The following is an 11,745-nucleotide window of genomic DNA, read 5'->3' as shown; positions in this document are numbered from 1 at the left end:
TGCGGCGTGGCTGTCGGGCCACAAGTGCTTAATCCAGGCACATCGGATCACAAGGGGGAGCACATTGAAGATCACGGCAGAAGTACTGAGGGACCTTGCGGAGCCGTCCAACGTCGCGGTCCACTCGAACACGGAACTGGCCGGGGACGTGAGCATCGCGGCGGCGGACGACGACAAGCAGAGAGAGGAGAAGGAGCTCGACCGGCTTCGCCGGAAGCCTGGGCTGGACCCCATACCCGCAAAGGATCTTGGCCGACTCGCACAACTCACGCCCTGGGATGTGCTGCACTCTTTTGGACGGGCAATCACCTTGGCACGACGCGGAGCGGGACGCGGCCTCGCCGAGCACTGGGGCTGCCTGAAGTACAACCAGGCTCTGACCGGGAACGCGGACTCCTTCATGGCGCTCTCCACCGAGGGTAAGGAGACCGCGGAGTACTACAAGGCGCTTCAGTCGGGAGAACTCGGCACCGGTTTCGCGCTGGCGCTCGCGACACGGCTCCTAAGCAGGCGCTATCCGAACCATTTCGTTTCGATAGTGCCGGCTGACACAGCTCTGCGCGCAGGGTGGGCCTTGACCAGCAGGGACTCCGGTCCGAAGTCGGGTTACCGATACCGACCGCAGTTCTTCGCCGAGGTATGGAGGCCAGGCGAGCCCTCTCGTGTCTTCCCGATCGCGTGCAAAGGCAACCACAGCGGGCTCTCCGCCTCTCATACTCAGCTTGCCTCGGCTTCCGCCCACGTGGAGGCAGTGCACATCGGAGCCTGGGACGCGACACCGTGTCTGGTGTTCAGCACCGAACTCCCACTCGACGGCCCGCTGACGGTTCACACCCTGGAGGCGGGTGGAGAGGGAGGTTGGCTGGACGCTCCGGAGCGCGTTCTTGATCACGCGTTGGAAGACGAGAACGTGTATCCCGGCATCCAGCCATCCTCGCAAAACGACAAGCCCGCGGAGCCCGAACCCGGCTATCACGTAAGTCCCGAACTGTACGGGTGGTTTCAACACGTGCTTGCCCGCACAGCCGCAGCCGGCCTTACGGCCTTCGCTGGAGACACAAGTGCGACCGTCCCGTACCTGACGAAACGGCAAGGGCAACGACACTTCGCAGGCTTGACCCATGCGGCCACGGACAGCGTCCAGGACGCACGGCATCGGTTCTTCGGCATCGACTTCGTCGGCACCGACCACGTCTTCCGGCTCAACCGGAAGCGAGTCGAGGCGTTCTCCGGAGTCGCGGAAGATCTCTTCCGCCACCTTGAGGAAGGACGGGTGGAACAGTACCGCCGGGAAATCTACGCCCGCCGGTCCACATGGCCGCGCGACGCCTGGGCCCCACGCTGGAATGGTCCCATCTCCATGCATCCTGACGGTTCCGTACTGGCTATGCGCTTGCTGCGCGATTAGGCCACGTTGTAGGCAAGCGCAGGCGTCGCTCAGCCCTTTCATGAGCGCAGCTCGTGGGTCTGATTCGGGCCACGGAACAGGCTCACGAGCACCAGCACGACTCCCCCTCATGGCTATGCCACAGCCCACGGAAGGCAATCAGGTGGACGCCGCGAACAGGCGGTCCTCCACGACGCGGTCGGCCAGCTCGCGGTCCCGGCGTTCAGCGATACACACAGAGTGGAACAGATGCGCTGGCAAGTGGCCGGAACGACGATACGGCGGTCGGACTTCAGCCGGACCGGCGGGAGACCGGCCCTTTCGTTCAGCTCGACAAACAGGCGGGCGCGGAGGCACGATGCGCGGAGCTATCTGAGTCACGGCCAACCCGCTGAGGGGCGGACCTTTTTAGCAATGCCACCCCAACTCATGTGCTGTCGCGCTAGGTTGGCTAACGGAGTCGTGCCCGTGACCGGCGTGGCTCGCATGGTCTGTCGCGCAATTGCGGCGGGCCGGTCATCGTGAGACCGACCAGAAGGCGCTCCGCCTAACCGAGCGGGCGTTGGTTGGCCGCATCGGTGCAGGCGAGCCGTGATCGGTAGGATGTCACTGCCGCCACTCAGGCGGTGCGACGCAACGTGCTTGGCAGGCAGGTTTTCGGACCGGCCGCCCGCTCCCCGTGACCCAACCGGTCACTGGCGACCGGGACGGCCTCTCGCCGCCCCACGTTGTGAAAGGCATCCGTCATGAGCAGGCCCTCCGACAACCACCACGCCGAGTTGCACGTGCTGCGCAGCATGGTTGATACGTTGACCAAGAAGGTCGATGATCAAGGGGCGCAGATCCAGGAACTGCAGACTCGCCGTTGGCCGGTTCAGCAGGTGATGGTGGTGGCCGCTCTGGGCTCTTTCTTCTGCGCCCTTGCCATGCTATTGGTCGCACTCAACCGATAAGCGGCCGGACGGCCCCGCTGGGTCGTCCCGCACCGCAACGGATCCAGAAAGCGCAGGCGCCTCGATGGCCAGCCCGACCGATGGCCCCTTCCCCGCCCCCTCCACGCGTGAGTGGCAACGCAGGTGGGTGGATGCTGTCCTGTCGACTAAGGGCGCCAATGTGCCGCGGCCCGCGCTGGAGGCGATCGCGCCGTTTGTGGTCGCCCCCAAACTTGCCGTGCTCAGCTCTTCTCAGGCTGGGCACGGCAAACTCTCACTGCGGCCGGATCGCATGCGGGTACTGAACACCACATACGGTCAGCTACTGGTGGCCACCGTACAGTTGCACGGCGCGGCCGGCTGTCTATGGCCACACAACGAGCGTCTCACCGGCGTGTGGCCCTCAGCCGCCGATCCAGCGCACGCCCCAGACAGGACATCGGTCCTACCTTCAATACGCCCCTGGACCCAGCAGGCAGAAGCCGGCGGAGAGGCGGAGGCGTGCGCGCTGTCAAGCACCCTTCGCAACACAGGCGAACTGGTCGAGTTGCTGCGGCGGACCGACGCCGCAGTGGCCGACCAAGACACCGCACGTCTGCGGAGCCTCATCGAGGATATGGCCGCTAGCGGCCAGACAGAGCCTTGTCTCTACGTCCCGCACGCGGTTGAAGTCGAGGACGCAGTGGACGGCGCGGACCGCGGACCCGGCCCGTACTGGGCATGGATGGCGGCCGACGGCAACTCCCGCACGCGCTGCCGCCAGGAGCTGCTCGGCGTTACCTCCGAGGAAGTCCTAACCGGGGTACCGTTCGCCAAACTGCGCCGACCAGGTACTGGCCTCGCCACCAACCCAGGCTTCTGGCTCACCTCCCTGTCCTCCTCACTTAACGCCGAATACGCCGACGCCGTGCAAGCGAAAGATGCCGATTCGCCTGCCTTCCGAGCCCACAAGGTCGCAGTGGTAGAGGCTCACTTGGTCATCGGTACGCCAACACCCCGGCGGTTGCTCAGCATCGTCCGCGACCACATCCGCCGTGAACATCTTTTCCAGCCACTTCCCCACAAAGCAGCCGACCTCTCGCTCACTCTAGGACGCAGTGTGCTCGACGCCTACGTGGCGCAGGGCCTTCTGGACGAAGTGACGGCAAGCGTCCTGGCCGGACTACGCCCCGCCAGAGACCTACCCGAGGCCCCTCACGGCGCCTCGACCGCTGCACTGCGGGACCTCCGATCGATGCGGCTATTGACCGAGCTGTTTCCCACCGATCCGGACCGACGCGCCCTGCTCCGGCGCGCCCTGGACGAACCACCGCCGTCTCGGCTCTCCGTACGGGACGTCCGACACCGGACCCGGCTGTGGTCCGCGCTCAGCGCTCAGAGCTACCCACGGGCGTGGAACCCCCGGGTGGCGGAAGTGCTACCGGCCTCCAGCGGGCGGACGGGAATCACCCTGTCGGGTCGCCCGCTGGACGAGTTGCTCGCAGCCGCGGACACCGATATGTCCGCCCTAGAGGAGCTGCTGCTCTTCCGCGCCCCGCACTGGCTGGCCTTCTTCGGCATCGTCAATCTCGGGCCGGGTAGTCCCCTACGCCGAACGATGCCAGCCCGCATCGCTGCGCTGCGGGCCAACCCAGTCATGGCAGCCGGGCTGTTGCGTGAACTGGCGGCGGCAATGAACGGCGGGGACCGGACGCCGTCCCGGGTGGACGAGGAAGGCGAGGCCACCAGGGAGGGCGCCTCTGCTGCCTGGTTCGACCGAGCGTTCCCGCCGAATTCGGCCAGGCACGAGCCCGCGCCCGAGCCGCTCGACACGCCAGCCCAATCGCTGTGGCGTGCGAAAGATCAGCTCGCACAGGAAATCGAGAAGATCGACAGGGTGACCGCCCGGCTCCGCGGCCGGCTCGCGGAGGTCGAGTCTGCCGCCCAGGTCGCCGAGGTGCACCACCCCTTCGACACGACGGAGGCAGACACCCTGGCCTCCAGGCTCTCCGCCATCCAGCACTCGCTGTTCGAGGTACGTGCAGCAGTGTCCATCTTCGCCCAAGACGAGATAGACCTCGAAGAGAAGAGCGCCACAGGTTTCGCCGAGGAACACCCCGGCCGGCGCCAGTAGCTGGCGCACCGTCCGTGCCGCACGGCTTCTAACGCTAGTGACGGGCTGCGGCATCCAGGTCAGCGACGATTCGACGCGTACTGTCTGGCTGGCCAGCTTCTTCCGTCGTCCGCGGTCCGAGGAATGGGAGCGGGCTCTCGGGCTCCGCCCATCGCGTCCGCAGACCTGTACACCACGCTGTTCGACAGTGCACCCGCCACGGTTCGCCGGTGACCCCGGTCTACCGGCGAACCTCATCGCTGGCGCCCCAGCGCGAGTAGTGTGCCCTTGTTGCCGGAGCAGTACGGGGAGGGGCAGCAGTGGCACGGGTGGAGCATCAGCATTTCGTCGCTGTCGTGGAGCAGTTGACTGCCCGTTGGCCTTGGGGGGAACGAGCGGGAGCTGCCGCTTGAGAGACGTGCCGGGCTCATCGGGGAGCGGGCCCTAGACGCATACGAGAGCACGGGGCGGGAGGGCACGCTCCCCGACGCCATCGCGGCGCTCGGTGCGGCTAGTGCCCTCGGCTCCGACCTTCCGGCCCTGCGGAGGCGGCTCGATCGTCTCCCCGACGTGCCCGCCCCATATGCCGTGCCCCGAAGCGCCGAGCTTCAGGGACGAGTCGCACACGATGGGGACACGTTGGACGAGCTGCGTGACCTGCTTCGGGCACACACTGGCGGGGACCGAACGGCCTATCGAGCTCCTCGGCCTGCCCTGGCAGCCGCCCGCGGCTACGAGAGCGAGATCCCTAGTTTCTCTCTGCTGGTCCTCACTTGCCAGATCCGCGACGCGCTGAACGCGTCCTCAGATGAGGTCGACGGCGCCCCTACCGCCGAGCACATCCAGCTCTCCGCCCTCGACCGTACCCGACTCCTCCGTGCAGTCGGCGCCCGCGACGCCAGCGCGCTGGACCAGGCAGTCGACAGGCTACAGACGGCCGTCGATTCCAGCACCGATGAGCCGCTTCCTTGGGCATGGACATTCACTCTGGGCGATCTGGCTCAGTCACTACTGCTGCGCTACGAGGCTGTTGGGCGATCTTCGGACCTCGACCGGGCGGTCGACAACGCCCAGGCGGCCGTCCGGCTCGCTCAAGGAGCCGGTGAGCGCGACGCCTCCCTGGTGTGGACGGGCGTGCTCGGGGCCGCCCTGCGGATGCGGTACCAAGCTGAAGGTGACGTCGGAGACCTGAAAGCCGCAGCCGATTCGCTATGGGAGACCACGAGCCCAACATCACTGCGCGTCGAACAAGGCGTGTGGGCAAGCTGGTTGCGTGCGGTCGGGGCTCTGCAGCGGTATCACTACGCGCTCTCAGATGAGAATTCCTACCTGGACAGGGCTTACGAGACCCATCTCAGCCTCGCGCGTGCACGGGCATCGCGCGATGTGCACGGCATCCAAGGCGTTTCTATCTCACCGGCGGTGTACGCGAGTCTCGGCTACACCTGCCTCGCCCTGTACGAACGCTCGGTCGAGCCGGACCTCCTAGACAGAGCGGCAGTCGCCCTCGATGATGCCCTCTCCCTGGCCGGTTCCGGCGAACTCGACCCGACCGAATGGGCGGAGTGGACGGGGGCGTTCGTCACGACCCTTCGGCTCAGCTTCGAGCGACAGGGCAGCCTCACCCGTCTGGAACGGCTGATCACCGTCCTCACCCACGCCCTGGAATCCCCCGCCCTACCAGAGTTAAGCCCGGCCCGTATGGCCTGGCTCGGCACACTCGGTGAGGCGTTGCTGTGGCGCTTTGAAATAAGCAATGCCGCAAACGACTTGCGCACAGCTCGCGCCTTCCTCGGTCGTGCTCGGTCTTTCGCAGCACTAGCCGCCGCACACCACGCCGAGTACCTGCGCGCCAGCGATCTGCGCGCTCTGGACGACGCGGTCCTGACCGCCGTCGCAGCGGTGCGTGCCGCCGTGGGACCGGACGGGGCGCACCTTCCGGCGGCCTTCGAACTCGCCCAGTGCCTACTCGCCCGTGCCGACGTGCTGCGCGCACCGGCCGACGCAACGGTCGCCGCCGATCTACTCAAGCACTGCCTACTGTGGTCCGATCAGCCCTCCGAAACGCTGGCGCTGCAGACCGTCGAGTACGGACGTGCCCTCCTGACGGCGCACGACCTACGAACGTTTCCGGCAGCTGCCCACGCCGAGGACGACCCTCACGGCGTCCATGCCCTCGACACGGCCGCGATGGCTCTCATCGACGTACTGGTCGATCCCCGCTTCCACGAGAGAGTCAAGACGCGGGCCGCCAGCTTCTTGCAGCAAGCCATAGGGCTGGCCGCGGAACGCATAGCTCGTGCCGAGCGACGTGGCCAAAGGGACTACGGCCAAAGCACCGAGACCGAGGTGTGGCGGCGTGCCCGCGCCGTACTCGACGAGCGAGCCACGTCACACGGGCGTCCTCGTCGACCGCGGACGGCGGCCGAACTTGAGAACAACGTTGAGGCGATCCGCGAAGAGATGCACCACCGCGTTGTTGAGGTGGTGATGGGACATCCCGGCTCCGGACCCGTTGAGCAGGCCCGACTCGTCGCCGCCGAGACGGACGTACTGGCTCGCTGGTGTCTGGAAGCCGGTGAGCGCCACGCCGCTCTGGAAGTCGTCGAGTCGGGGCGCGCCGTACTGACAGCGGCAGCGGCAGGAGCTGATGTTCTTGGGGCCCGTATCAGTCGGCTGGGACTCCGATCACTGCGTGGGCAAGGGCTAGACACCGAACTAACGGTTTACTCAGACGGGAGTGCCTCGGGGTCCAGCGTCCCTCACCGCCAACTGGCCGAGATCGTCAGGGAACAGCGCCTCCTGCCCTTGCCGGAAGGCATGCGAGAATCCTTGCGCGATGTCTTCAACGACATTGCCTCCGTACCGACCCCGGGAGACATCTCCGAATGGTGCGGCTCCCTCGGCATTGATGCCGTGGTGCACCTCCTGGCAGGTCGGCACTGCGGATGGGCTCTGATCGTCCACCGGAATGGGCATATCACCTCGCTGCGGCTGCCCCTCCTTCTTCTGCACGCACCCGAGTTGCTGAGCTTCACGGCAGCGCACAACGAGCAGCTACGCGCTGGCGAAGCTGTCAAGCCACCGGCCGACTCGTCCTGGCGGAAGGCGCTTCACGGCGTCTGCGATTGGGCCTGGAAGGCAGCAATCAGGGAGCTCTACCAACATCTCACCGCGGTGGGGATTGAGGACACTCCACGTGTCGTCGTTATTCCGTCTGGAACACTCGGCCTCGTCCCCTGGCACGCGGCCCGGCACCGTGCGAAGACGCCCGGAGGGTGGGAGTACCGCTTCGCGATCGAATCAGTAGCGTTCAGCTACGCGCCTTCGGCACACGCTCTGTCCTGGTACACATTGCGCGCATTCCTGCCGCTCACGGGAAGCGGCGTGGTGGTCGTCGACCCAACCATGGATCTGCCGCATGCCCGACAGGAGGGCGAGGATCTATACCGCTGGTACTACTCAAAGGGACGGCGGTTCGGCGGGTCGGGCGAGCCCGGATCGGCCCCCGCCACACCCCGAGCGGTGCTGTCGGCACTGAGCGACCCGGTCAGTAGCCCCGCGCCCGCCTACCCCGTGGCCCACTTCGCCTGCCATGCGCGCAGTCGTGCTCTGGCCGCCGAGTCGCACCTCGTGCTGGCAAACGGACAACGTCTCAGCGTGTCCTCGGTCCTCGACCGGCTCCGCTGGGCGAGCCAGGGGCCGAGCCTCGGCCCGCTGGTCGTCCTATCGGCCTGTGCCACGGCCGTACCTGGCGCTCACTATGACGGCGCGTTGAGTATGGCTACAGCGTTCGGATCGGCGGGCGCGGCGGCCGTGGTGGGGTCGCTGTGGGCGGTGGACGATGCCGCGACCGCCGCACTAATGCGGGACTTCCACACGCTGCTCAACTTGGAGGGGCTGCCGCCCGCCGAGGCACTGCGCACAGCGCAGTTGCGCGCTCTGAGGGAGGCCCGGGCGGGGACCCGAGGGAAGAAGACCAGGGCCAAAGCCCCGGCTGGAGACCCTTCGTACTGGGCCGCGTTTGTCCACCAGGGCCTCGGATACACAGCGCCGCCCGAGGACTCCGTGTCCTCGGCTGTCGCTACGCTGCCGGAACGCTGGGGCACGAGCTCGGACACAAAAGCGTCAACCAACGGCCCAGGGCTTCGGCTGCCGATTTTCGCAAGCCTCCCCGGTCCGGATCCATCCGCCCTCGTCTGGACGTGCCCGGTGGCCGATTGCTCCGAAGAGGCAAACGGTGACATGGACTCCCCCTTCGACGCCGACTGCTGCCCGGTCCACCCCGGCAACGCTTTCGTCCTGGGTTAGGCGGCAAAGTTGGGCGACCTGGTCAAAGGACTACTCGAGCCCATCGCGAAGCGATGGAGCGCAGTCATGGGCGGCCCTCTCCTCCTGTTCTGGCTTGCGGGCGTACTGATCATGCTGTGGATGCGCGGCTCAGGCACTCACCTGTGCCGCACACCTGACTTCGCCGCCAACGTGCCGTGCACGATCGCCGCGCAGCGACCGTGGGGGCCCGTCGTCCTCACGGCGGCGGCAACCGCGGTCGTGGTGATGTCCGCGTGGGCGCTGACGGCGTCGGCCGGCTTCGTGCTCGAGGTGCTCGCTGGCCGATGGGGCACCTCACGGATCGCGCTCGCGTACACCCGGCACCGCATGGCCCATCATCACGCCCGCCGCAGTGACCTGGCCGCCTGGCGTCATGCCCCACCAGCTGGTCTGGCCGACGAAGACCTGGATGCCTGGAACAGCCAGAACGGTTGGCGCGCCACACGAAGGCGGGCCGCCTACGCGCGGTACCCACGGGTGAGCGACCCCCAGCACCTGCTCCCTACGGCTATGGGCAACGCGCTCGTCTCGGTGTCGGCCGAAGTACGCCGCATGTACGGACTCGACCTCGCCGTCTGCTGGGACCCATTCGTCAAGGCCCTGGAGACACCCGTCCGAGACGAACTCACCGCCGCTGCAACCCGAGTGTTTGCCCGGGTGCAGGGTTTGGTGTGTGCGGCTACCGTCGCCCTCTGGGCGATCGTGATCCCGGGCGTGCTGCCACGGCTGCTGTGGGTGGCGACGTGCGCACTGCTTGTCTGGGCCTCCCATCGTTCTCTTCGCGCCGGCGTCGACAGGTACTGCCGTCACGTGACTGGCCTTTTCGTTGTTCACCGTGTTCGGCTCTACCGGGCTCTGGGACTCGCTCCGCCCGCTACGGCGCAGGACGAGGTGACCTGCGGAACAACCCTGAGCGCCGTGCTGTCCCGTAGCCTCCGCGCCAGCTCGGCATCGGTGCCGTACGAGTGGGCATCTCCAGGCGACTCGGCCGCCTAGCAGAACGGATTCAGCACACATGAGGCCGGGAAACCCCGCGAACACGTGAGAACTGCGGAGAGGTGTTTGCCCAGGCCAGACGCCCCACAGTCGACATTTCCGCAGGTCAAGGTCCCGCCCAAGGAAAACTCCTAAAGCGGGTGTCGCAGGTTCGAATCCTGCCGGGGGCACCAGCCAAAACGCCCCGAGCCGATCGCGGCCCGGGGCGTTTGACATCCGCTGGAGAGTCCGCAGGTCAGACCCTTGATCGCCCAGCCTCGCCCGCAAAGCGGTTGGTGCCGTCCGGGTCTATGCTGCGCAAAGGACATGGACAGCCGCAGCGAACGGGATCGACGTAGGCGCATACTGGGGGGCCAATGACTAAACCTGCTGCATCGAAGCGTCATCTGCCTACCAGCCCCTTCAAGGCGCCGGCGACACCAGCTCCCAAGCACTTCGCCGTGGGCGACCAGGTCACACACGACATCTACGGCCTCGGCCGGGTGATCGGCATCGAGGACGGAATCGCGGCGCTCGTGGATTTCGGCTCGGCGCAAATGCGGATCTTGAGCCCGTACGCCAAGATGACCAAGCTGTAGGGTCCGCTGTGCCCGGTCACGGCACGCCAGACCCCTTCAGGAACCCGCAACGAAAGAGAGACCTCTCATCGATCTCACGTCGCTGTTCTCCGCTCCGGAAGGGCAACCCCGCCGTTCCACTGCAGCAGCATTGCCGCTTCCGACGACAGACCCGTTCCAGGCCCCGGACTTCGGGGAGGACGAGGTCTTCCTGCTCGAGGGTGCACAGGGACCCGTTTCGGGCATGTGTGCGGGGCGCCCCAAGGCGGCTTAGCTCCCACGAGTCAGGGTCGTTTCGGGAGCCGACCGGGGTCGTCTGAGCCCCGTTCACCATCGTTCGGACGAGACCGTGTGCCGGGCCCTTCCCACTTCAGCGGGCGTCGGGCGTGGTGGTGTCTGACTCCGGTGAGGGTCCGCCGCACGCCGGCCTGAGCCTTGGTCAGATCTTGTTGCCTGCGCGCAGCCATGCGATGTAGTCGCCGGCGGCTCGCTCGGTGTCGTACTCGGCCTGGTAGCCGGTGTCTTCCTGGAGGCGGCTGATGTCCAGGACCATGGGCGGTGTGTCGCCTCCCGTGGGGAGGTCGACCTGGGCGTCGGGGGCCACCTTTTTGATCGCTGCGGCGAGCTGGGCATTGGTCGTGGCCCGGCCGGAGCCGACGTTGTACGTACGGTGGTTCAGCTTGTCCGCGAGCTGGAGGAGGGCGAGCGCACGCCCGGTGTCCGGCACGTAGTTGAGGTCGATTCCGTCCTCGGCGAAGGCGGGCCGCACGAGGTGGGAGAGGTCCGGGGCGGTGCCGTCGGCGGCGGCGTGGACGAGGGCAGGCGCGGCGAAGAACGGTTCGGTGTGGCCGAGCGGGCCCCAGGTGCCCGAGATGCGGTAGTTGACGATGTCGATGTCCGTGGTGTCGGCGAGGAATCCGCCGAGCATTTCACCGACCTTCTTGAAGGTGGGGATCGAGACGGGTGCGCTCAGCGGCAGCGGAGCGTCCTCCCGTAGGGGTCCGTCGTTCTCGGCTCCGAAGTAGACGCCGATCGTGCTGGCGACGCCGAGGCGCCGCACGCCCCACTCCTGCGCCGCCTGCGCGATGTTCAGGAGTCCGTCGAGCGCCCGCCGTGTCCCCTCGACCGCCGTGTCGGGGGTCGAGGACCAGGGATGGGACATGGCCAGGTGCACGATGCCCGTGATGTCGTGGCGGCGGCCGATCGCGAGCACGGCGTCGCGATCGGTGATGTCCGCCTGTTCCACCGCCACCCGCTCTCCGGTGAGTATGGCCGGGAGTTCACGGGTGCTGCGCTGGGCCACGACGCAGTCTTCGCCCAGGTCGAGCAGTGCCCGCACGGTGTGGGATCCGATGAAGCCGAGACCTCCGGTGACGAGGATCATCGCCTGTCCTTTCAGTTCTGTAGCGGTCTTGATCGCTTCTGTTCTGTAGCGGTCTTGATCGTTGG

7 protein-coding genes are annotated in these 11,745 nt (G+C 66.9%); 6 read left to right on the top strand and 1 reads right to left on the bottom strand.

Annotated elements, in window-relative coordinates:
* The first annotated feature begins 64 nt into the window (after window positions 1–64).
* The 6 genes from ACFYOY_RS23900 to ACFYOY_RS23875 all read left to right on the top strand — a co-directional run bounded on the left by ACFYOY_RS23900 (window position 65) and on the right by ACFYOY_RS23875 (window position 10,317).
* The gene (locus tag ACFYOY_RS23900) at window positions 65–1,408 is read left to right on the top strand and encodes a hypothetical protein (protein WP_388589409.1); all 1,344 of its coding nucleotides are present in this window, start codon (window positions 65–67) and stop codon (window positions 1,406–1,408) included.
* A 725-nt stretch (window positions 1,409–2,133) separates the two neighbouring features.
* Window positions 2,134–2,340, top strand: coding sequence for a hypothetical protein (locus ACFYOY_RS23895; protein WP_388589406.1), 207 nt, complete (start codon window positions 2,134–2,136; stop codon window positions 2,338–2,340).
* 127 nt (window positions 2,341–2,467) lie between these two features.
* Entirely contained in the window at window positions 2,468–4,432 is a 1,965-nt protein-coding gene (locus ACFYOY_RS23890) for a hypothetical protein (protein WP_388589403.1), read from the top strand.
* 618 nt (window positions 4,433–5,050) lie between these two features.
* Entirely contained in the window at window positions 5,051–8,722 is a 3,672-nt protein-coding gene (locus ACFYOY_RS23885; protein ID WP_388589400.1) for a CHAT domain-containing protein, read from the top strand.
* 66 nt (window positions 8,723–8,788) lie between these two features.
* Window positions 8,789–9,739, top strand: coding sequence for a hypothetical protein (locus tag ACFYOY_RS23880; RefSeq protein WP_388589397.1), 951 nt, complete (start codon window positions 8,789–8,791; stop codon window positions 9,737–9,739).
* 356 nt (window positions 9,740–10,095) lie between these two features.
* Window positions 10,096–10,317 carry a hypothetical protein gene (locus ACFYOY_RS23875; RefSeq protein ID WP_208515884.1) on the top strand — a complete coding sequence of 74 codons (222 nt, stop codon included), beginning with the start codon at window positions 10,096–10,098 and terminating at the stop codon, window positions 10,315–10,317.
* 418 nt (window positions 10,318–10,735) lie between these two features.
* Here ACFYOY_RS23875 and ACFYOY_RS23870 read toward each other — a convergent pair whose 3' ends face one another.
* Window positions 10,736–11,680, bottom strand: a complete 945-nt coding sequence (locus tag ACFYOY_RS23870) for an NAD-dependent epimerase/dehydratase family protein (RefSeq protein WP_388589394.1) — start codon at window positions 11,678–11,680, stop codon at window positions 10,736–10,738.
* Between the last annotated feature and the right edge of the window lie 65 nt (window positions 11,681–11,745).

It is taken from the genome of Streptomyces sp. NPDC007875 (assembly GCF_042868035.1).
GTDB classification, from domain to species: Bacteria; Actinomycetota; Actinomycetes; order Streptomycetales; family Streptomycetaceae; genus Streptomyces; species Streptomyces antimycoticus.
This window is presented reverse-complemented; position numbering and strand designations above follow the sequence as displayed.

What these genes read in the sequence shown, in the direction of transcription:
- ACFYOY_RS23895 (WP_388589406.1), top strand. Translation starts at nt 2,134, where the DNA reads ATGAGCAGGCCCTCCGACAACCACCACGCCGAGTTGCACGTGCTGCGC.
- ACFYOY_RS23880 (WP_388589397.1), top strand. Translation starts at nt 8,789, where the DNA reads ATGGGCGGCCCTCTCCTCCTGTTCTGGCTTGCGGGCGTACTGATCATG.
- ACFYOY_RS23875 (WP_208515884.1), top strand. Translation starts at nt 10,096, where the DNA reads ATGACTAAACCTGCTGCATCGAAGCGTCATCTGCCTACCAGCCCCTTC.
- ACFYOY_RS23870 (WP_388589394.1), bottom strand. Translation starts at nt 11,680, where the DNA reads ATGATCCTCGTCACCGGAGGTCTCGGCTTCATCGGATCCCACACCGTG.